The organism is Blastococcus sp. SYSU D00669 (assembly GCF_054050715.1).
Map to the genome: position 1 here is coordinate 120,412 of NZ_JBJGZV010000010.1, position 20,672 is coordinate 141,083.

Sequence of the window (20,672 nt, forward strand, 5' to 3'; positions counted from 1 at the left end):
TCGCCGGTAGGCACGGGGACAGGAGGGTGCGTGGACGCGGCGACGGTCGCCTTCCTCGCCACGGGCGGACTCGGCCTGGTGGTCCTCCTCGTCTCCCTGTTCGTCGGTGAGCTGGGCGAGCTCGGCCTCGGCGACGTCGACGGGCCGTTCTCCGTGCCGGCGATGGCCGCGCTGCTCGGCGGGGTGGGGTTCGGCGGCGCCGCCGCGCTCGCCCTCCTGCCGCTGACCGGCGCCGTCGCCGTCCTGGTGGCCGTCGTCGTCGGCCTCGCGGTCGCCGTCCCCCTCGCCTGGGGCGCCGTCCGGCTGTCCCGGGCGCTGCGCGACATGCCGACCACCGAGACGCTGACCCGCGCGCACCTGCTCGGCGCCCAGGGCGTCGTCGTCTCCCCCGTTCCCGCCGGCGGCTACGGCGAGGTCCGGCTCGCACTGGCCGGCCAGCAGCTGAAGTACTCCGCCCGGTCCGACGTCCCCCTGCCGCTGGGCACGCCGGTCTACGTCACCGACACGCTCAGCGAGACCGCCGTCGAGGTCGTCTCGACCGCGCCCGACCCCCTGCCCGGAGGCGACCTCTCATGACCCTGCTCATCGCCATCGGCGGTATCGCCCTGCTCGTCGTGCTGCTGGTGCTGCTCGTGCTGTCCCGCATCAAGGTGGCCGGGCCGAACCAGGCGTTCCTCGTCACCGGCCGGCAGGGCCGGCAGGTCACCGGGGCCGACGGCGCCATCTCCCGCGACATGTCGGGGCAGAAGGTGGTCATGGGGGCCAGCGTCTTCGTGCTGCCGATCGTGCAGAAGCTGCACACGATGGACCTGTCCAGCCGGCGCATCCCGGTGGGCATCCGCGGCGCCATCTCCAAGCAGGGCGTGAAGTGCGACCTCGAGGGCGTGGCGATCGTCAAGGTGGGCGGCAGCGAGCACGCCATCCGCGCGGCCGCCCAGCGCTTCCTCAACCAGCAGGCCGGGATCGACTCGTTCACCTCGGAGGTGCTCGCCGGCGCGCTGCGCTCCATCGTCGGCCGGCTGACCGTCGAGGAGATCATCCGCGACCGCGCCGCGTTCGCCTCCGCCGTCGCCGAGGAGGCCGAGTCGTCGCTGACCGGCCAGGGCCTGGTGCTCGACACCTTCCAGCTGCAGGACATCCAGGCGGAGGGCTCCTACCTCGCCGACCTCGGCCGGCCCGAGGCCGCGCGGGTGCTCAAGGAGGCCAGCATCGCCGAGGCCCGCGCCCGGCAGGCCGCCGAGCAGGAGCAGCTGCTCGCCGACGAGGCGATCGCCGTCTCCCAGCGGCAGCTGGCGCTCAAGCAGGCCGAGATCAACGCCGAGATCGACGCGGCCAAGGCCAAGGCGGCCGCCGCCGGCCCGCTGGCGCAGGCGGCGCAGGACCAGGCGATCCTCACCGAGCAGGAGAAGGTCGCCGTCCGGACCGCGGCGCTCACCGAGCGGCAGCTCGACACCCAGGTGCGCCGCCCCGCCGACGCCGAGCGCTACCGCGTCGAGCAGGAGGCCGAGGGCCGCAAGAACTCGGCGATCCTCAGCGCCGAGGCCGAGCGCCAGGCGACGATCGCCGCCGCCCAGGCCGCGGCCGAGCAGGCGAAGCTGCACGGTGAGGGCGAGCGGGCCCGCCGCTCCGCGCTGGCGGAGGCGGAGGCCATCGAGGGCGCCAAGCGCGGTGAGGCCGAGAAGCTGCGCCGGCAGGCGATCGCCGACGCCCTCGAGCGCGAGGGTGCCGCGGAGGCGGCGGCGATCCTGGCCCGCGGCCGGGCCGAGGCCGAGGCGCTCGACGCCCGCGCCGACGCCTTCGCCCACTACGGCGAGGCGGCGATCCTCGACCTGCTGGTCAAGGTCCTCCCCGAGGTGGTGGGCGCGGCCGCCGCACCGCTGTCGGCGGTGGACAAGATGACCGTCATCTCGGCCGACGGCGCCGGGTCGCTCGGCCGCTCGGTCGCGGCCAACGTCGCCCAGGGGCTGCAGATCTCCGGCGACCTCACCGGCGTCGACGTCGCCGGGCTGCTCCGCCGCCTGGGCCGGGTCGCCGGTCCCGAGGAGGCCGACGGCGTCACCCGGGTGCCGGTGGTCACCGTGGACGGCGACGGGACGTCCCCCAACGGCACCGCCGACCCGCGCTGACCGCCGTCAGGCGTCGGTGAGGGCGGCGGCCGGCAGCCAGTCGGCGTCGAGCAGCTCGGCGATCTCCTGCAGCGACGAGGTGTCGGCGCCGGCGGTCGAGCCGCTGACGACCAGCCGCTCCACCATGACCCGGGCGACCTGCTCCTCCACGGTGTCCTCGGCGTAGGCCACCCGCCACGGCGAGGTCCTCCCGTCGCGGTGGGTGCGGCCGGTGACCTGCCGGGCCTGGATGCCCGAGAACCGGGGCTGGTGGAACAGCCCCACGCGGGGCACCTCCGAGGCGGTCGTGCCGTCGGGCAGCAGCTCACCGGCGTGCAGGCTGATCGACGCCGTCACGGTGAACACGCAGACCGGCGCCTTGCCGCTCTGGAAGCGCAGCCGCTCGCCCTCGACGTCGAACCGGTCGCGGCCGTAGATGCACGCCACACCGATGCCGGCATCGAGCAGCGCCTCGCGGATCGGGTCGGCGGCCGTCTCGACGAACTCCACCGACACCGCGACCTGCCGCTCGGCCTCCACCTGCGCCTTGACCCAGTCGACGGTGGCCTGCACGCGGATCAGGCCGGCCTTCTGCCGGAAGCGCAGCAGCGCCGCGCGGCCGCGGGCGGTCTGCCGGGCCTTGCGGGCCAGCTGCATCTCGGCGCGGAACTCCTGCCACTCGGACTCGTAGGAGGCGCGTTCGGCCGGGGTGAGGGCCACCGGCGTGCCCGTCACGCTGACCGGTCCCCACGGCGCCGGGCGGTGCAGCGTGGCGGGCGGGTCGGCGTCGGCCAGCCAGCCCTGCAGGCGGGCCAGGTCGGCCCGGCGCGCGTCGGGGTCCTCGGCCCACTGCCAGCCGTAGCGGCCCTTCACGACCGCGAAGCCCAGCGCCGCCAGCCGCGCCGGCAGGTCCGACCAGGCCTTGAGCGGCTCGCCCTGGGAGCGGGCGAACTCCGGCGCCAGGTACGGCAGCTCCAGCGGCGTGTGCGCCGGCGTGGCCGTGGCGGCGAGGACGAACGGCGCGTCCTCGACCCGCGCGGCGCCGGAGACGGCCTTCCAGTGCTTCCAGCGCCGGGTGGTCGTGTGCCGGACCATGTGCGCCTCGTCGGCGACGACGACGTCGAAGCGCAGCGTGCCCACCTTGGCCAGCCGGTCCCACGTCGTCACGCACCAGCGCAGCCCGCCGTCCCCGAACCCGGCGATCGACCGCGTCCAGTGCGGGATGGTGATCGCGGCCGGCCGGTCGGCGATCACCAGCACGCGGTCGCCGCCGCGCCGCTCCGCGATCTCCCGGGCGGCCAGGATCGCCGTGCCGGTCTTGCCCACGCCCGGGTCGTCGCCCAGCAGGAACACCCGGCCCCCCGCCTCGGCGTGCGCCACCACGGCGTCGGCGCCGTCCCACTGCTCGTCCCGCGGGGTCAGCGGCCGGGGTTCCGGCAGCGGTCGCCGGGTGGCGTTGAGCTCGTCCTCGAGGAAGCGCTCGAACGTGTACGGCGGCGGGTCGTAGGGCACCAGCTCGGGCGGCAGGCTCTCGCCCACCCAGACGTGCGCCTGCAGCCCGGGGTGCCACGTGGCACCCGGCGCCGGCGCGCGGAACGGCACGGTGAGCACCCACACCCGCTCCCCGGGGCCGGCGGTGGGCAGGTCGGGCGCCGGCTTCGCCGCGGCGCGGGGGGACGACGAGCGCTTGCGGGACGTCGTGCTGCTGCGACGGCGGCGTCCGGGCATGGGAGGCAGTCTGCGCGGCGGCACCGACGGTCCCGGGCATTCGCGGACCGGGGTGTCGCGGCTCAGCCCTCGGCGCGCAGCAGCGGCGGGTGCAGCAGGGCGGCCGGGCCGCGCCGGTACAGCTGCGCGGGGCGGCCGCCGTCCCGGGTGGTCGTCGTCCCGGTCGGCTCGAGGAAGCCGGCGGCGCCGGTGACCTTGCGGTGGAAGTTGCGCGGGTCCAGCGGCCGGCCCCAGACCACCTCGTACACCCGGCGCAGCTCGGCGACGGTGAACTCCTCCGGGCAGAACGCGGCGGCCAGCGGCGTGTACTCGAGCTTGGCCCGGGCGCGCTCGACCCCGTCGGCGAGCACCCGGTCGTGGTCGAAGGCGAGCCCGGTCAGCCCGCGGACCGGCGCCCAGCGGGCGGCGGCGGCGTCGGTGCCGGCCGTCGGGACGGGCTGGTCGGGCACGAGCGCGAGGTGGGCGACGGTGACCACCCGCATCCGCGGGTCCCGGCCCGGGGTGCCGTAGCTACCGAGCTGCTCCAGGTGCCCCGGGCGCAGGCCGGTCTCCTCGGCCAGCTCGCGCGCCGCGGCCTCGGCGAGGTCCTCGTCGGGGCGGACGAAGCCACCGGGCAGCGCCTCACGGCCGGCGAAGGGCTCCTCGGCCCGGCGGACCACCAGCACGCACAGCTCGTCGCCGCGCACGGTCAGCACGACCAGGTCGACGGTCACCGCCACGGCCGGGAAGGACGTCGGGTCGTACGCCATGCGGGTGAGCTTATCTCGTCACCTTGACGAGAATGGGATGGACGACTTAGCGTCACTCTGACGACAAAGACGAGGACGCAGGAGGACCCCGTGGCCGACATCGCGCGCTACCCCTTCATCCGCCACCTCCGTGGCTCGACCACCGCCTACGTGCAGCACGTGCGCCGCGGCGCCGTGCGGCACGCGGGCACCGGCGCCGGTTTCTGGTTCCGGCCGCTGTCCGCGGTCCTGTCGGAGGTGCCGGTCGACGACCGCGAGCTGCCGATGCTCTTCCACGCGCGGACGGCGGACTTCCAGGACGTCACCGTGCAGGCGACGCTCACCTTCCGGGTGGCCGACCCGGCGCTGGCCGCGGGGCGGATCGACTTCTCCATCGACCCCGAGCGCGGCAGCTGGCGGGGCACGCCGCTGCAGCAGGTCGCCGGGCTGCTCACCGAGACCGCGCAGCAGCACGCGCTGGACCTGCTCGCGCGCACTGCGCTCACCGACGCGCTGGTCGGGGGCGTACCCGCGGTCCGCGCCGCCGTCGAGGCCGGGCTCGCCGGCGACACCCGGCTGGCCGAGACCGGCATCGCCGTGATCGGCGTCCGGGTGGTGGCCGTCCGGCCCGAGTCGGACGTCGAGCGGGCTCTGCAGACGCCGACCCGGGAGCGGGTGCAGCAGGAGGCCGACCGGGCGACCTACGAGCGGCGGGCCCTGGCCGTCGAGCGCGAGCGGGCCATCAGCGAGAACGAGCTGGCCAACCAGGTCGAGCTGGCCCGCCGCACCGAGGAGCTCATCGGCCGGCGCGGGGCCAACGCCCGCCGGGAGGCCGAGGAGGCGGCGGCCGCGGCCGAGATCGCCGCGGGCTCCCAGGCCCGGCGGGACCGGCAGGCGGCGGAGGTGCGGGCCGAGACCGAGCGGCTGGTCGGCGCCGCGGCCGCCGACGCGCGGGCGGCGGAGCTGGCCGCGTACGCCGACGCCCGGCCGGAGGTGCTGGTCGGCCGGGCGCTGGAGGAGCTCGCCCGCAACCTGCCGCACATCGACAGCGTGGTGCTGACGCCCGACCTGCTGGCGCCGGTGCTGGCGAAGCTGGGGAGCACCCGGTGACTCCCGCGCCCCGCGTGGTGCTCGTGCACCGGGCGACCGAGCTGACCGAGCTGGTCGCCCGGCACGGCACCCGCGCCGCCGCCGCCTTCTCCCTGGGCACCCGGGGCCGCGACATCGCCGAGGTGCAGGCGCGCGACGCCGCGGTCGGCGACGCGATCGCCGAGGCGCTGCGCGGTGTCCCGGTGGACTGGCGGCAGGGCCGGGTGGAGCGGGCCGACCTGCCCCGGTTCCTGTTCGCGCCGGAGGACGTCGTCCTGGTCGTCGGGCAGAACGGGCTGGTCGCCAACGTGGCGAAGTACCTCGACGGGCAGCCGGTGGTCGGCGTGGACCCCGAGCCGGGACGCAACCCCGGCGTGCTGGTGCGGCACCGCCCCGCGGACGTGGGCCGGCTGCTCGCCGGCCGGCTGCGGACCCGCGAGCTGACCATGGTCACCGCCCGCACGGACGACGGCCAGGAGCTGACCGCCCTCAACGAGGTCTACCTGGGCTCGCCGACGCACCAGACCGCCCGCTGGCGGCTGACCACCCCGGACGGCGACGTGGAGCGCCAGGCGTCGTCCGGGCTGCTCGTCGGCAGCGGCACCGGGGCGACGGGGTGGTGCCGGTCCGCCTGGCTGGCGCGCCGCAGCGCGCTGCCGCTCCCGGCGCCGGAGGACGGCGGGCTGGCGTGGTTCGTCCGGGAGGCGTGGCCCTCCCCCGCCACCGGCACCGCGCACACCGAGGGCCTGCTGCCCCCGGGCCGGGCGCTGACGGTGGAGGTCGAGTCCGAGGGGCTCGTCGCCTTCGGGGACGGGCTGGAGAGCGACCGGCTGACACTGACCTGGGGGCAGCGGGTCGAGGTGGGAGCGGCGTCCCGGACCCTGCGGCTGGTCTGCTGAGATCAGGACATGAGCGAGGACGCCGGCCAGGACGAACGGCTCGCCGCGCGCACGGTCGGCGAGGCCGGGCCGCGCGTGGTCTTCGTGCACGGGCTGTTCGGCCAGGGCCGGAACTGGACGACGATCGCGAAGGGGCTCGCCGACCGGCACCGCGTCACGCTGCTCGACCTGCCCAACCACGGGCACTCCCCGTGGACCGACACCGTCGACTACGTGGACATGGCCGGTCTCGTCGCCGCCGAGCTGGAGTCCCACGGCGAGCCGGTCACGCTGGTCGGGCACTCCATGGGCGGCAAGGTGGCGATGACCCTGGCGCTGCGCCGTCCCGAGCTGCTGCGGGCGCTGGTCGTCGTCGACGTCGCCCCGATCGAGTACCCCGTCTCCGGCGGGCGCACCGACGACCCGGACGAGGAGGCCTCGCCGTTCGCGGACTACATCGCGGCGATGAAGGCACTCGACCTGGGGTCGCTGCAGCGCCGGGAGGAGGCCGACGCGGCGCTGCAGGACGTCGTCCCGAGCCGGATGGTGCGCAGCTTCCTGCTGCAGAGCCTGGTGCGGGAGGGCCTCGGCGCCGACGGCGGCTGGCGGTGGCGGCTCAACCTCGACCTGCTCGAGCGCGACCTCGAGCGGCTGCGCGGCTTCCCCGACCCGCCGCCGGGCGCCACCTACGACGGCCCGGTGCTGTGGATCGCCGGCGCCAACTCGCACTACGTCCTGCCGCAGGACCGGGACCGGATGGACGAGCTGTTCCCCGCGACGCGGCTGGTGCGGATCAAGAACGCCGGGCACTGGGTGCACTCCGAGCAGCCGGAGATCTTCCTCGAGACCCTGCGCCGCTTCCTGGACCGCGTCGAGCACGACTGACCCGGTTGTTCCACGTGGATCAGCGCCCTACCCGAACAGCCCCCGCACGTCGTCCGCGGTGAGCGCGCCCGACGCCAGCGCGCCGTCGCCGACGACGCGGGAGAACAGCGCCTCCTTGCGGGCCTTGAGCTCCATCACCTTCTCCTCGATGGTGCCCGCCGCCACCAGCCGGTAGACGACCACCGGCTTGTCCTGACCGATCCGGTGCGCCCGGTCGACCGCCTGCGCCTCGGTCGCCGGGTTCCACCACGGGTCGAGCACGAAGACGTAGTCCGCCTCGGTCAGCGTCAACCCGAAGCCGCCCGCCTTGAGGCTGATCAGGAACACCGGGGCGGTGCCGGTGCGCCACTCCTCGATCCGGGCGTCGCGGTCGCGGGTGTGCCCGTCCAGGTAGACCCAGTCGATCCCCTCGCCGGTCAGCCGGTCGCGGATCCCTTTCAGGAACCGGGTGAACGAGCTGAAGACCAGCGCCCGGTGCCCCTCGGCGACGACCTCCCGCAGGTGCTCGAGGAAGGCCTCGGCCTTGCTCGACCGCACGTCGCCGTACGCCGGGTCGACCAGCGCCGGGTCGAGGCTCAGCTGCCGCAGCAGGGTCAGCGACCGGAAGATCGTCATCCGGTTCTTCCGCATGTCCTCGACCAGGCCGAGCACCTTGGACCGCTCCCGCTGCAGGTGCGTCTGGTACAGCCGCTCGTGCCTCGGCTCGAGCACCACCTCGAGCACCTGCTCGGTCTTGGGCGGGAGGTCGGCCGCCACCATCTCCTTGGTGCGCCGGAGCACCAGCGGCCGGATCCGCCGGCGCAGCTGGGCCAGGCGGTCGGCGTCGCCGTCGCGCTCGACCGGGATCCGGTAGGTGTCGCTGAACCGCTGCGGATCGGGGAAGAGCCCCGGCGCAACGATCGACATCAGCGACCACAGGTCCATCACGCTGTTCTCCAGCGGCGTGCCGGTCAGCGCGAACTTGACCCGCGCCGGCAGCAGGCGGGCGCTCCGGTAGGTGCGGGCCCGGGAGTTCTTCACGAACTGCGCCTCGTCGAGCACCAGCCCCGACCAGGGCAGGTCGGCCCACGACTCCTCGTCGATCCGGAACAGCGCGTACGAGGTGACGACGAGGTGCGCGCCGGCCACCTCGCGGCGCAGGGTGCTGCCCCGCTTGCGCTCGGTCCGGGTCACCGCGACGACCCGCAGCCCCGGCGCGAAGCGCGCCGCCTCCCGCACCCAGGTGTGCACCACGCTGGTCGGCGCGACCACCAGGGCGGGGGCGCCGTCCAGCTCGCCGGCCTCGTGCGCCCGCACCAGGAGAGCCAGAGTCTGCAGGGTCTTGCCCAGCCCCATGTCGTCGGCGAGCACGCCGCCGAGCCGGTTGTCCCACAGGAAGGACAGCCAGCCGTAGCCCTCCTGCTGGTAGGGCCGCAGCTGCGCGGCCAGCCCGGCCGGCACCGGCGGCGGCTCGGCGGCCTCCAGGTCGAGCAGGCCGCGCACTTCGCGGGTCCAGCGCTCGCTCTGCTCCTCGACGACCCCGAGCCCCAGCAGCTGCTCCCACAGCCCGACCGCGTACCGGCTGACCTGCACGCCGTCGCCGGGGACGTCGCGCAGCTCCCGGGCCTCCTCGATGAGCAGCCGCAGCTGCTCGAACTCCGGCCGCTGCAGCGAGAACCAGGTGCCCGAGATCAGCGCCAGCCGGGTGCGCCCGGCCGCGAGGGCCTGGAACAGCGTGGCGAACGGGACGGTCTGCCCGTCGACGGACACGCTGATCCCGAGGTCGAACCAGTCGGACTCGCCGGTGTCACGGGCGGCGAAGCTGATCTGCGGCGCTGCCGTGCTCTGGCGGTACGCCGGCGGGGTGCCCTCGACCGTCACGTCGACGTCCCCGTCGGCGCGCAGGGCGGGCAGCACCTCGGTGGTGAACTCGAGCGCCTCGACGCCGGCGAGCTCGCTTCGCTCGGCCAGCCGGCGCTCCCGCGTCCACAGCTCGGGCAGCCCCCCGACCGGGGCTGGCAGCGCCCCGACCAGCGCCTGCTCGGCCGCCGGGTCGCGGCCGGACCCCGGCGCGGCGGGCTCGTCCAGGGCGAACGCCCGGTCGCCGTAGGCCACCGCCCAGGTCACACGGACGCTGCCGTCCCCGGGGTAGCGGGCGGTGACGGCCAGCCGCGGCCGCGGGGTCTCCGGCAGCTCGACCGAGCCGTCGGCGGAGAACACCGGCACCGCCCGGCGCAGCCCCGGGTACCAGTCGCGCAGGAACCGGTCCCGGTCGCCGGCCGGGATGCCGATCGCGCCGCCGCGGGCCACCAGGCCGGCCAGCGCCGGGGGCGCCGGCCGGTCGAGCCGGGCCAGCACCAGCCCCGGGCCGTCGTCCGGCCGCCCGTCCACGGTGACCCCGTGCGGGGGCACCCCGAGGAAGGACAGCGCGGCCGGGTCGACCGCGCGGCCGTCGACCCGCAGCACCGCGGCCAGGTCGGTGCGGTCCCCGGCGTCCCGCACGTCGACGGCGATGGTGGCGGGCTCCGCGGAGAGCACGACGGGCCGGGCCGGACGGTCGGCGGTCAGCAGCGCGACGCCGTCGGCGACCGCCTCGGCCAGCAGCCGCCACAGCCCCGGGCCGAACTCGTGCAGGTACACGTCGACCGGGGCGTAGGAGTAGTACTGGTTGCGCGCGGCCTGGTGGGTGGCGTGCAGCGCGCGCAGCGCCGCCAGGTGGGCCGGGTCCCAGCCGGCGCGCACGCTGTCGTACTGCAGCTGCCGCCACGACACCCCGGTGCGCACCCACTGACCCCGCTTGCCCGGGGTGACCGGTCGCAGCTGGACCAGCCGCTGCCGCGCTCCGGGAGCGCCCACCGAGGCGCGTCCCCGGCCGGGCTCGTGGGCGACCAGGTCGAACTGCAGCCCCAGCGGCACGGCCGCCTGGCCCGGGGCGTCCGTCGCGGTCACCAGGTCCGCGAGCTCGTCCTCCCAGGTGCGGGACCGCCGGACGTGCCTCCCCGGCAGGCGCCCGCGCAGCGCCAGCAGGACCGCGACTGCGTGCTTGCAGTCGTCGCCCACCGGGCAGGTGCAGGCCCCGACCCAGCCGGTGCGGCTGCCGTCGGCCAGGACGACGGTGGTGCGGTACGGCGCCGGCCCGCTGCCCTGCACCAGCGCAGAGACGCGGCGGGCGTCGTCGGCGACCCGCACGCCGAGCACGCTGCGGGCCACGTACGGGCGGGCGCGGTCGAGCACGTCGTCGCCCACGGCCTCGGCCAGCGCGGGGTCGGTGACCAGTTCGTCCCAGCCCCCGAGCACCCGGACAGGCTACGGCGGGCCGCCGACGGTCCCCGGTCCCCCGGCGAGATCGGCGGTCTCGCACGCTCCCACCCCTCGAAGCGTGCGACATCGCCGATCTCGCCACGAGGGGACAAGATCAGGGCATGACCGAGAGCCGCGCCGGACAGCCCGCCCAGCCCCGCGACCTGGTCGACGTCGCCGCGCTGGTCACCGCCTACTACGCGCTCGAGCCCGACCCGGCCGACCCGGGGCAGCAGGTCTCCTTCGGCACCAGCGGGCACCGCGGGTCCAGCTTCGACGCCGCGTTCAACGAGGCGCACATCCTCGCGACCACGCAGGCCATCTGCGAGTACCGCGCCGCGCAGGGCTACGACGGCCCGCTGTTCCTCGGCCGGGACACCCACGGGCTGTCGGAGCCGGCCTGGACCAGCGCGCTCGAGGTGCTCGTGGCCAACGACGTGACGGTGCTCGTCGACGCCGCCGACCGGTACACGCCCACCCCGGCGGTCAGCCACGCGATCCTGCGCGCCAACCGCGGCCGGTGGGGCGGTCTCGCCGACGGCATCGTCGTCACCCCGTCGCACAACCCGCCGCGCGACGGCGGGTTCAAGTACAACCCGCCGTCCGGCGGCCCGGCCGACACCGACGCCACCAAGGCGATCGCCGAGCGCGCCAACGACCTCCTCCGCGGGGAGCTCGAGGAGGTCCGGCGGGTCCCGTTCGCCCGGGCCCGTGCCGCCGCGCAGCGGCACGACTTCCTCGGCGACTACGTCGACGACCTGCCGCAGGTCCTCGACGTCGACGCGATCCGGGACGCCGGCGTGCGCATCGGCGCCGACCCGCTGGGCGGCGCCAGCGTCGACTACTGGGCCGCGATCGCCGAGCGGCACCGTCTCGACCTCACCGTGGTCAACCCGCTGGTCGACCCCACGTGGCGGTTCATGACCCTCGACTGGGACGAGAAGATCCGCATGGACTGCTCGTCGCCGTCGGCGATGGCCTCGCTCATCGGCAAGCGCGGCGGCTACGCGATCGCCACCGGCAACGACGCCGACGCCGACCGGCACGGCATCGTCACGCCCGACGCCGGGCTGATGAACCCCAACCACTTCCTGGCGGTGGCCATCTCCTACCTGTTCGCGCACCGGCCGGGCTGGGGCGAGGGGACGGCGGTCGGGAAGACGCTGGTGTCCAGCTCCCTCGTCGACCGGGTCGTCGCCGGCCTCGGTCGCCGCCTGGTCGAGGTGCCGGTCGGCTTCAAGTGGTTCGTGCCCGGCCTGCTCGACGGCTCGGTCGGCTTCGGCGGGGAGGAGTCGGCCGGGGCGTCGTTCCTGCGCCGTGACGGCAGCGTCTGGACGACGGACAAGGACGGCATCCTGCTGGCGCTGCTGGCGAGCGAGATCCAGGCCGTCACCGGGCGGTCGCCGTCGCAGCTGCACGCCGAGCTCACCGAGCGGTACGGGGAGTCGGCCTACGCCCGCGTCGACGCCCCGGCCACCCGCGAGCAGAAGACGGCCCTCGGCAGGTTGTCGCCGGAGGACGTCACCGCCACCGAGCTCGCCGGTGAGCCGATCACCGCGAAGCTCACCCGCGCACCGGGCAACGACGCCCCGATCGGCGGCCTCAAGGTGGTCACCGAGAACGCCTGGTTCGCCGCCCGCCCGTCCGGCACCGAGGACGTCTACAAGGTCTACGCCGAGTCCTTCCGCGGGCCCGAGCACCTCGCGCGGGTGCAGGAGGAGGCCCGCGCCGTCGTCACCGCGGCCCTCGGGGGCTGAGCGCGGTCCCGCAGCCGGCCCGGTTCAGCGGCGGCGGTCGGCCTTGTCGGCGTACATCGCGTCGTCGGCCTCGCGGACCACCTGCTCGTAGACCTCGTCGGGGTCGGCGCCACCGTGGGCCGACCCGATCCCGATGCTCATGCCGATCGTCATGCTGAGGTCCCCGATGACGAGCGGATCGGTCACCGTGGTGCGCACCCGCTCGGCGAGCACCTCGGCCTCCGGCCGCTCGGTGTTCTCGCAGACGATGGCGAACTCGTCACCGCCCAGGCGGGCGGCCGTGTCGCTGGCCCGCAGCACCGAGGCGAGCCGGCCGGCGAAGGACACCAGGACGGCGTCGCCCATCGGGTGGCCGTGCTCGTCGTTGATCGCCTTGAAGCCGTCGAGGTCGATGATCAGCACGCAGGTCGGCGTCCGCTCCCGGTGGCCGCGCTCGAGGGCGTGCCGGAGCCGGTCGTGGAACAGGATCCGGTTGGGCAGCCCGGTCAGCGGGTCGTGCAGCGACCGGTGCACCAGCGCCGCCTCCAGCGCCTTCCGGTCGGTGATGTCCTCGATGATCATGACCAGGTGCGCGGGCCCGCCGTCGGGCGTGGCCGCGACCCACGAGGTGGCCACCTGCACCGGCACGGCGGAGCCGTCGGACCGCAGGAACCGGCACTCGTGCCGCATGTGCCGACCGGGGTGGCGGTGCAGCACGCTGCACGCCTCGCGCGCGCCCTCGACGTCGTCGGGGTGGGTGAGGTCGAACAACGACCGGCCGACCAGGTCGTCGGTGCTGCGGCGCAGCAGCTGGCCGAGGACCGGGTTGGCGTCGGTCACCACGCCGTCGGTGGTGCACAGGGCCACGCCCATCGGCGCGTTGGCGAAGACGCTGCGCCGATCCGCCGGCGGCGGTGCGTCGACCAGCTCCGTCACGTCCACCTCCTCCCGCCGCTCACGTCAACCTGTGGATAACCCAAGTGTTCCCCAATACCGGCGATCCGCATGCCGCGCGAGGGGTGCAGGATGCGGAGGAGACGCCTGGGACCCGCAGGAGGACGCCGTGAACGAGTTCGACCTGGTGCTGCCGGCGGAGGTCGACATCCGCGAGGTCGGCATGCGCGACGGGCTGCAGCTGGAGGCACCCGTCCCGCTCGAGGCCAAGCTCGAGATGCTCGAAGCGCTGGTCGCGACCGGTGTCCGCCGGATCGAGGCGACGTCGTTCGTCTCGCCGCGCGCCGTGCCCGCGCTCGCCGACGCCGACCAGGTGGCCGCCGAGCTCTCCCGCTGGGGCGGTGTCCACTGGTCGGCCCTGGTCGCCAACCCGCGCGGCGCCGTGCGGGCGGTCGACGCCGGCGTGGCCGACCTGGAGTACGTGGTGAGCGCCTCCGACGGGCACAGCCGCGCCAACGCGGGCCGCAGCACGGCCGACGCGGTCGGCGCGGTGGGCGAGATCGCCGGGCTCGCGCACGGGGCCGGCGGGTCGCTGGAGGTGATCATCGCGACGGCGTGGGACTGCCCGTTCGACGGCCGCACGCCGATCCCCCGCACCGTCGACGTCGCCCGGGCCGCGGTGACCGCCGGCGCCGACCAGCTGTGCCTCGGCGACACGATCGGCACGACGACGCCGCTGCGGGTGGTGCAGCTGCTCGACGCCGTCCGCCGGGCGTGCCCCGGCATCCCGGTGGGCGTGCACTTCCACGACACCCGCGGCACCGGCCAGGCCAACGCGCTGGCCGCCGTCCAGGCCGGGGTCACCCAGCTGGACTCCTCCGTCGGCGGGCTCGGCGGCTGCCCGTTCGCACCGGGCGCCAGCGGCAACATCGCCACCGAGGAGCTGGTGTACATGCTCGAGGAGTCCGGCGTGCGCACCGGCCTCGACCTCGATGCCGTCCTCGCCGCGGCCGCGGTCACCGAGCAGGCGGTCGGCCACGACCTGCCGAGCTCGCTGTACCGGGCCGGCGGGCGCTCGGTCCCCCGGGAAGCCGCCGCCCGCTGACCGGTGGTTGGCTGGTGCACGTGACGGCCGTGCCGCAGGACCCGGGTCCGGTGGACCCCCGCGTGATGCGCGACGTCCTCGGCCATTTCGCCTCCGGGGTCACCGTGGTGACCGCCGACACCGCCGCGGGGCCGATCGGCTTCACCTGCCAGTCGTTCAGCTCGCTGTCCCTCGACCCGCCGCTGGTCGTCTTCGCCCCCGGCCGGACGTCGACCACCTGGCCGCGGCTGCGGGAGATCGGCCGGTTCTGCGTCAACGTGCTGGCCGAGGACCAGACCGGGCTGTCGCAGACGTTCGCCCGCTCGGGCGAGGACAAGTTCGCCGGCGTCCCCTGGTCGCGCAGCCGGCACGGCTCCCCGGTGCTGCAGGACGTCGTCGCCTGGATCGACTGCGAGCTGTGGGCGGAGTACGACGGCGGCGACCACACCCTGGTCGCCGCCCGGGTGCTCGACCTCGGTGCCGACCCGGGACGGCGGCCGCTGCTGTTCCACCGCGGCTCCTACGGCCTGCTCGACGGCCGCCGCGCCGACGGCTGAACGGCGGCGGCCACGACGGCTACTCGAAGTGGACGGCGATGAGCGCCACGTCGTCGCGCCCGTCGAGGGACCCCGCCACGGCGGCGTCGCAGAGCGTCCGCGGGTCGGCGTTGGCCGGGGCCGCGGCCAGCCGGGCGCAGAGCTCGGCGATCCCGGCGTCGAGGTCGCTGCCGGGGCGCTCGATGAGCCCGTCGGTGTAGGCGATGAGGGTCGATCCCGCGGGCACCTCGACGTCGACGGTGTCCCGGCGGGTGCTCGTGTCCACCCCGACCAGCAGCCCCGTCACCCCGTCGAGCAGCTGCACGCGGCCGTCCGGCGAGCGCAGCACCAGCGGGGGGTGGCCGGCGCTGGCCAGCCGCACGCGCCACGGTCCGCCGTCCCGCTCCGGGCGGGCCGCGCGGACGTAGGCCATCGTGGCCATGGGGGCCACGTGGAGGCCCTGCACCAGCCGGTCGACCCGGGTGACCACGGTGGCGGGGTCGTCGTCCTGCGCCTCCCACACGCAGGCTCGGATGAGACCCCGCAGGTGGCCCATCGCCGCGGCGGCCGCGACGTCGTGGCCGACGACGTCGCCGACCACGATCCCGATCGAACCGTCGGGCAGCTGCAGCAGGTCGTAGAAGTCGCCGCCGACGTCGGCGGCCGTCGACGCGCTGACGTAGTGGGCCGCGGCGCGGATGCCCGGGATCTCGGGCAGCACCGGCAGCAGCGAGCGCTGCAGCGTGTCGGCCACGCTGTGCTCCTGCTGGTAGAGCCGCACGTTGTCCATGGCCAGCGCCGCGCGGCGGGCGAGGTCCTGCAGCAGGTCGACGTCCTCCGGCGCGAAGTGCCGGTCCTCCGACGTCATGACCAGCGCCATCGCCCCCAGCGTGCGGCGGCGGGCGACCATCGGCACGGTCAGCACGGACACGCACCCCAGCTGCTCCACCAGCTCGCGCGCCGCCGGGTTGACGAAGACCCGGTCCTTGACGTCCCGCGTCACGGGGTCGATCAGCGTCGGCTGGCTGGTCGCCATGCTGCGCCGGCTCGGCGAGCTCTCCGGCAGGTTCATGGCGTGCGCCGCGCTGAACACCCGGAGCTCCTCCTCGAAGCCCTCGCGGTGCCGCGCGGCGGTGTCGACGACCGACCCGTAGGCGTCGACGAGGGTGACGAACACCCAGTCGGCGAGCACCGGTACGCAGATGCCGGCCAGCCGGTCGAGCAGCGACTGCATGTCGAGGGTCGCCATCAGCGTGCTGGTGGCCTCGGACATGAGGGCCAGCCGGTTCTGCGCCCGCTCGGCGCCCTCCTGGGCGTGCTCGGCGTCGGCGCGCGCCTGCTCGGCGATCGCCCGGGCCAGCTCCGCCTCCCGGCGGGCCGCCTGCTCGGCGGCGAACGCCGCCTCGCGCTCGCTCTCGACCCGCACCCGCTCGGTGACGTCGGTCTGCACGCCCACGAAGCTGACCAGGTGGCCCTCGCCGTCGAAGACCGGGCTGATCGACAGCTGGTTCCAGAACGCCGTGCCGTCCTTGCGGTAGTTGACCAGCGTCGTGGTCACCGTGCGCTGCTCCTCGAGCGCCGCGCGGATCCCGGCCACCGCCTCGGGGTCGGTCGCCGTCCCCTGCAGGAAGCGGCAGTTGCGGCCGACGGCCTCCTCGTACCCGTAGCCGGTGACCCGGGTGAACGAGGGGTTGACCCAGACCAGCGGGTTGTCCGGCTCCCGCGGGTCGGTGATCGTGAACGTGATGTCGGTGGCGAGCACCGCCCGCTCGCGCAGCGCCTGGAGGTAGGCGTCCGGGTCCTCGACGTCGCCGACGCCGTCGAGCTTGAGGAAGACCACGAGCGCCAGCTGCTGCTCGCTGCCGGCCTGCGACAGCGGGAAGCCGGTCACCCAGAGCAGCTCGTCGGAGAGGCCGTCGTCACCGCGGGCGCGCTCCGGTTCGGAGCTCGTGCCCGGCCTCAGCCGCACGGCCTCGCCGGTGACCGGCTGACCCTGCGCCACCAGCGACAACGGGCTGCCGGACCGGGCCAGGGCCTCGCCGCCCAGGTCGGTCAGCCCGGCGGAGGCGCCCCAGGTGTCGATGTCGACCGGGAGCGAGACGTTGCCCGAGAGCTCGACGGCGGCGGTGTTCGCGTAGATCACGGTGCCGGCCTTCTGGTCGATGACCAGCACGGCGACCGGGACGTCGGCGAGCACCCCCGGCAGCGCGGCGTGCGCGCCGGAGTCCTGCGCGTGCTCGGACACCACGGCGCTGGCCGCGGTGACGATGCCGGCCTGGCGGTCGAGGTCCCGCCCGGTGTCGGTGGGGGCGCCCGAGACGGCCGCCGCGGCCTGCGGGGGGACGGCGGGGCCCGGTCCCCGGTCGCGATTCGGCGGCACGCAACCAATCTAACCGGCGGGTTCGGGGCCGACCACCACGACGATCACGCTCGTGGCCAGCGGCTTTCGGGCCGCAGGTGTGGTGCTCCCGCCGAGCGGGCACCCCGACGCCCGACCGGGGAACGGCGCGCCCCCGTCGCTCGTCCGACGGGAGCAGGGCTCACCAGGGAGGGACCATGGGACTGCTCGACCGGCTGTTCGGCCGCCGCGACCGCGGCCACGCCAGCTCCACGGGGTACGGGGACCGCTACGACGACCACCGCGGCGCGCCGCGGCCCGCCCGCTCCGCCGACGAGCAGGCCATCGAGCGCTACCGCTACCTGCTCCGCACCGCGCCGCCGGACCAGATCGAGCAGGCGCACGCCGAGGCGTTCGCTCAGCTCACGCCCGAGCAGCGCCGCCAGGTGCTCGAGCAGCTCTCCGCGGCTGGTGAGCGTCCGCAGGGCGAGGACGCGCAGGCGCTCGCCCGGGCCGCCACCCGGGTGGAGATGCGCCGGCCGGGCACCCTCGAGCGCGCCTTCGGCGGCGGGTACGGGCCCGGCTACGGCGGTGGGTACGGCGGTGGGTACGGCGGCGGCTACGGCGGACCCGGCTTCGGCAGCATGGTCGGCGGCAGCCTGCTGGGCACGATCGGTGGCCTGGTGATCGGCACCGCGGTCGCCGACGCGCTCTTCGACACCGGCCTCGGTGACGGCGGTCTGTTCGGCGGCGGCGACGAGGAGGCCTACGCCGCGGGCTACGACGAGGGCGCCCAGGACGTCGGCGGCGACTACGGCGGCGGGGACTTCGGCGGCGGGGACTTCGGGGGCGGCGACTTCGGCGGGGGCGGCGACTTCTGACCGCTCACCGATCGCCGGCCACGCGGCCCCGCGAGCGCAGCCAGAGCAAACCCAGCACCGGCAGCACCAGCGGGATGAACAGGTAGCCCCTGCCGTAGACCGACCAGACCGTCTCGTCGGGGAAGGCGGCCCGGTCGACCAGCGACAGCGTGCCGACGACGAGCACGCCCACCAGCTCCACCGAGACGGCGACGAGCGCCGTGCGCCGTCCGGCCCGGCCCCCGCGCACCAGCCCGACCGTGGCCACCAGGTAGACGACCGCGGCGAGCGCCGAGAGCAGGTAGGCCAGCGGCGCCTCGTCGAAGCGGGTGGCCAGCTGCACGGCGGCGCGGGCACCGGCGGCCAGCGTGAAGATGCCGTAGAGGGCGACGAGGACGCGGCCGGGCCCGCCGGACGTGCCCCCCGGCCCGCGCTCAGGCACCGGTCGCCTCCCACACCTGCACCAGCCGCCAGACCATGACGGCGACCACCGCCGCCGCGACGGCCAGCACCGTGCCGGCCCACCGGGTCGTCTCGGTGCGCGCCCAGAGGACGCCGGCCACCGGGATCAGCGGGATCGCGACCAGGTAGCCGAAGAAGGTCCCGGGCTCCACGAGCCGGTGCCCGCCGACCAGCCCGACGACGGCGACGACGACCTGCACGAGCAGCACCGCCTCCAGCAGCCCCGCCGCGGCCAGGTGCAGCGCGCCGATCCGCCGGGAGGCGGCGGTCGAGGCCAGCCCGAGGACGGCGAGCACGACCGCGGCGACGGTGGCGAGGGCGGCGAGCGTCGTCACGGGTGCGGTGCGGGCGGGGACGACGGGGCGGCGGGCGGCACGCCGCCATCCTCCCCGACCCGCCGCGAACCGAACTCACCGGTAACCGGACGGGCCGCGGCTCGTTCAGTCAGGCCACAGCGATGTGATCCACCTGACCCGAGGAGCCCCATGAGCCGGTCCCGCCGAGCCCTGGGAGCGGGGAGCCTGGCGGCCCTGGTCGCCGGGGTGCTCGCCGCCACCCCCGCGCAGGCCGCCCCGTCGTCCCCCCTGGCACCGGTCCAGGACTTCCTGGCCGACCAGCTGTCCACGCTCGCCGCCGCCGTGCCCACCACCGTGCTGGTGCACGGCACCGACATCGCGGCCGCCCGGGCCGCCGTCGACGCGACGGGCATGCGGCTGGTCACCGAGTTCGAGCAGATCGGCGTCGCGGTCGCCTCGGGCACCGCCGCCCAGGTCGAGGCGGCCCGGTCGCTGCCCGGCGTCACCTACCTGGAGGGCAACACCCCCATCGAGTTCCACGACTCCACCTCGCACACCGCCACCCGCGGCGGCGAGGCGGTCGCCACGCTGACCGGCGCGAACGGGCTGCCCCTCGACGGCAGCGGCGTCTCGGTGGCGGTCATCGACTCCGGCGTCGACCCCACCCACCCGTACTTCCGCGACGCCGACGGCAGCAGCGCCGTCGTCGCCAACCTCAAGAGCGTCTGCCTGGTCGAGTCGAACACCTCGACCGACTGCGTGCTGCCGGTGCCGGGCGCGCTGGACACCGACACCGTCTCCGGCGGCGGGCACGGCACGCACGTCAGCGGCATCGTCGCCGGCCGACCGACGACCCTGTCCGACGGCACGCAGCTGCAGGGCGCGGCCCCCGGCGCCAGCCTCGTCTCCATCTCCACCGGCGCCGTCCTGCTCATCGTCGGCGCCGACTCCGCGCTCAACTGGGTGCTGGAGAACCACGAGGCGCCGTGCGGCGCCGGCGTCCCGGCGAGCGTGTGCCCGCCGATCAAGGTCACGAACAACTCGTACGGCCCGAGCGGCGGCGGCGCGTTCGACCCGAACTCGGCGACGGTGAAGCTGCAGCGGGCGCTGGCCGCCGAGGGCGTCGTCACGGTGTGGGCCGCGGGCAACGACGGCGGCGACGGCTCGTCGTCGCTGACCAACCCGCCCGGCCAGGACCCGACCGGCGGCATCTTGTCGGTCGCCTCCTACTTCGACCAGGGCACCGGCACCCGGGACGGCGGGGTGAGCGAGTACTCCTCGCGCGGCGCCGCGGCCGACCCCTCGACCTGGCCGGACCTCTCCGCGCCGGGCGAGGACATCACCAGCGCCTGCCGGCTCTACCTGCCGATCTGCGCCACCGGTCTGGCCCCGCAGAACGGTCCCGGCCTGCTCGACCTCGGCACGTTCAACACGATCAGCGGGACCTCGATGGCCGCGCCGCACGTCGCCGGCATCGTCGCCCAGCTGTTCCAGGCCGACCCGGGCGCGACCCCGGCCGAGATCGAGGCGGCGCTGAAGGGCAGCACCCACGCCTACGCCGACGGTGCGCCCTACGAGTCGGTGGGCGGGTACGCGACGTCCTACGACAAGGGCACCGGCCTGGTCGACGTGGTCGCCGCGGTCGCCCGCCTGACAGTGAGGATGTGGGCGAGCCCCGCAGCGGTCGTTCCTGACCCAGCGCCTGACTGACTTCGGGTCTTCATGCCGATCTGTCGGTGCGGTCCGCTGCGGGGCTCGCTTGCACTCACCGGTC

17 protein-coding genes are annotated in these 20,672 nt (G+C 75.5%); 10 read left to right on the forward strand and 7 right to left on the reverse strand.

Annotation, left to right across the window (positions count from 1 at the left end; all coding sequences use genetic code 11):
• Positions 1-30 precede the first annotated feature (30 nt).
• On the forward strand, positions 31-576 hold the full coding sequence (locus ACI8AF_RS09705; protein WP_456539486.1) for a hypothetical protein: 546 nt from the start codon (positions 31-33) through the stop codon (positions 574-576).
• Positions 573-2,126, forward strand: coding sequence for a flotillin family protein (locus tag ACI8AF_RS09710; RefSeq protein WP_456539487.1), 1,554 nt, complete (start codon positions 573-575; stop codon positions 2,124-2,126). The genes ACI8AF_RS09705 and ACI8AF_RS09710 overlap by 4 nt, the downstream gene beginning before the upstream one ends.
• A gap of 6 nt (positions 2,127-2,132) precedes the next feature.
• On the opposite strand, the gene ACI8AF_RS09715 is transcribed toward ACI8AF_RS09710, so the two are convergent.
• Entirely contained in the window at positions 2,133-3,833 is a 1,701-nt protein-coding gene (locus ACI8AF_RS09715; RefSeq protein ID WP_456539488.1) for a helicase, read from the reverse strand.
• 62 nt (positions 3,834-3,895) lie between these two features.
• Positions 3,896-4,582, reverse strand: a complete 687-nt coding sequence (locus tag ACI8AF_RS09720; RefSeq protein ID WP_456539489.1) for an NUDIX hydrolase — start codon at positions 4,580-4,582, stop codon at positions 3,896-3,898.
• A gap of 90 nt (positions 4,583-4,672) precedes the next feature.
• Between ACI8AF_RS09720 and ACI8AF_RS09725 the strand changes: the two genes are divergently transcribed.
• The 3 genes from ACI8AF_RS09725 to ACI8AF_RS09735 are packed head-to-tail and all read left to right on the forward strand — an operon-like array spanning position 4,673 to position 7,413.
• The gene (locus ACI8AF_RS09725; RefSeq protein ID WP_456539490.1) at positions 4,673-5,671 is read left to right on the forward strand and encodes an SPFH domain-containing protein; all 999 of its coding nucleotides are present in this window, start codon (positions 4,673-4,675) and stop codon (positions 5,669-5,671) included.
• Positions 5,668-6,549, forward strand: a complete 882-nt coding sequence (locus tag ACI8AF_RS09730) for a hypothetical protein (RefSeq protein ID WP_456539491.1) — start codon at positions 5,668-5,670, stop codon at positions 6,547-6,549. Before ACI8AF_RS09725 ends, ACI8AF_RS09730 begins: the two co-directional genes overlap by 4 nt.
• Before the next feature lie 9 nt (positions 6,550-6,558).
• The gene (locus ACI8AF_RS09735; RefSeq protein WP_456539492.1) at positions 6,559-7,413 is read left to right on the forward strand and encodes an alpha/beta fold hydrolase; all 855 of its coding nucleotides are present in this window, start codon (positions 6,559-6,561) and stop codon (positions 7,411-7,413) included.
• A 27-nt stretch (positions 7,414-7,440) separates the two neighbouring features.
• Here the strand turns inward: ACI8AF_RS09735 and ACI8AF_RS09740 are convergent, their stop codons facing one another.
• Entirely contained in the window at positions 7,441-10,689 is a 3,249-nt protein-coding gene (locus ACI8AF_RS09740) for a DEAD/DEAH box helicase (RefSeq protein ID WP_456539493.1), read from the reverse strand.
• Between the two features lie 125 nt (positions 10,690-10,814).
• Between ACI8AF_RS09740 and pgm the strand changes: the two genes are divergently transcribed.
• Entirely contained in the window at positions 10,815-12,449 is a 1,635-nt protein-coding gene (gene pgm, locus ACI8AF_RS09745; protein WP_456539494.1) for a phosphoglucomutase (alpha-D-glucose-1,6-bisphosphate-dependent), read from the forward strand.
• Positions 12,450-12,473: 24 nt separating this feature from the next.
• On the opposite strand, the gene ACI8AF_RS09750 is transcribed toward pgm, so the two are convergent.
• Positions 12,474-13,364 (reverse strand): diguanylate cyclase domain-containing protein, encoded by an 891-nt coding sequence (locus ACI8AF_RS09750; protein WP_456539495.1) that lies wholly within the window; start codon positions 13,362-13,364, stop codon positions 12,474-12,476.
• Between the two features lie 127 nt (positions 13,365-13,491).
• Between ACI8AF_RS09750 and ACI8AF_RS09755 the strand changes: the two genes are divergently transcribed.
• Together ACI8AF_RS09755 and ACI8AF_RS09760 are read left to right on the forward strand one after the other, a co-directional pair.
• Positions 13,492-14,427 carry a hydroxymethylglutaryl-CoA lyase gene (locus ACI8AF_RS09755; RefSeq protein WP_456539496.1) on the forward strand — a complete coding sequence of 312 codons (936 nt, stop codon included), beginning with the start codon at positions 13,492-13,494 and terminating at the stop codon, positions 14,425-14,427.
• A gap of 20 nt (positions 14,428-14,447) precedes the next feature.
• Positions 14,448-14,963, forward strand: a complete 516-nt coding sequence (locus ACI8AF_RS09760; protein WP_456539497.1) for a flavin reductase family protein — start codon at positions 14,448-14,450, stop codon at positions 14,961-14,963.
• Positions 14,964-14,982: 19 nt separating this feature from the next.
• On the opposite strand, the gene ACI8AF_RS09765 is transcribed toward ACI8AF_RS09760, so the two are convergent.
• Positions 14,983-17,322, reverse strand: coding sequence for a SpoIIE family protein phosphatase (locus tag ACI8AF_RS09765; RefSeq protein ID WP_456539498.1), 2,340 nt, complete (start codon positions 17,320-17,322; stop codon positions 14,983-14,985).
• A 176-nt stretch (positions 17,323-17,498) separates the two neighbouring features.
• Here ACI8AF_RS09765 and ACI8AF_RS09770 point away from each other — a divergent pair, with 176 nt between their 5' ends.
• A complete protein-coding gene (locus tag ACI8AF_RS09770; protein ID WP_456539499.1) occupies positions 17,499-18,161 on the forward strand; it encodes a hypothetical protein in 663 nt (220 codons plus the stop codon).
• Between the two features lie 4 nt (positions 18,162-18,165).
• Here the strand turns inward: ACI8AF_RS09770 and ACI8AF_RS09775 are convergent, their stop codons facing one another.
• Both ACI8AF_RS09775 and ACI8AF_RS09780 read right to left on the reverse strand, forming a co-directional pair.
• Positions 18,166-18,582 carry a hypothetical protein gene (locus ACI8AF_RS09775; protein ID WP_456539500.1) on the reverse strand — a complete coding sequence of 139 codons (417 nt, stop codon included), beginning with the start codon at positions 18,580-18,582 and terminating at the stop codon, positions 18,166-18,168.
• The gene (locus tag ACI8AF_RS09780) at positions 18,575-18,937 is read right to left on the reverse strand and encodes a hypothetical protein (protein ID WP_456539501.1); all 363 of its coding nucleotides are present in this window, start codon (positions 18,935-18,937) and stop codon (positions 18,575-18,577) included. Before ACI8AF_RS09780 ends, ACI8AF_RS09775 begins: the two co-directional genes overlap by 8 nt.
• Before the next feature lie 150 nt (positions 18,938-19,087).
• Here ACI8AF_RS09780 and ACI8AF_RS09785 point away from each other — a divergent pair, with 150 nt between their 5' ends.
• Positions 19,088-20,608 carry a S8 family serine peptidase gene (locus ACI8AF_RS09785; RefSeq protein ID WP_456539502.1) on the forward strand — a complete coding sequence of 507 codons (1,521 nt, stop codon included), beginning with the start codon at positions 19,088-19,090 and terminating at the stop codon, positions 20,606-20,608.
• Positions 20,609-20,672 lie beyond the last annotated feature (64 nt).

What these genes read in the sequence shown, in the direction of transcription:
- ACI8AF_RS09710 (WP_456539487.1), top strand. Translation starts at nt 573, where the DNA reads ATGACCCTGCTCATCGCCATCGGCGGTATCGCCCTGCTCGTCGTGCTG.
- ACI8AF_RS09715 (WP_456539488.1), bottom strand. Translation starts at nt 3,833, where the DNA reads ATGCCCGGACGCCGCCGTCGCAGCAGCACGACGTCCCGCAAGCGCTCG.
- ACI8AF_RS09720 (WP_456539489.1), bottom strand. Translation starts at nt 4,582, where the DNA reads ATGGCGTACGACCCGACGTCCTTCCCGGCCGTGGCGGTGACCGTCGAC.
- ACI8AF_RS09735 (WP_456539492.1), top strand. Translation starts at nt 6,559, where the DNA reads ATGAGCGAGGACGCCGGCCAGGACGAACGGCTCGCCGCGCGCACGGTC.
- pgm (WP_456539494.1), top strand. Translation starts at nt 10,815, where the DNA reads ATGACCGAGAGCCGCGCCGGACAGCCCGCCCAGCCCCGCGACCTGGTC.
- ACI8AF_RS09770 (WP_456539499.1), top strand. Translation starts at nt 17,499, where the DNA reads ATGGGACTGCTCGACCGGCTGTTCGGCCGCCGCGACCGCGGCCACGCC.
- ACI8AF_RS09785 (WP_456539502.1), top strand. Translation starts at nt 19,088, where the DNA reads ATGAGCCGGTCCCGCCGAGCCCTGGGAGCGGGGAGCCTGGCGGCCCTG.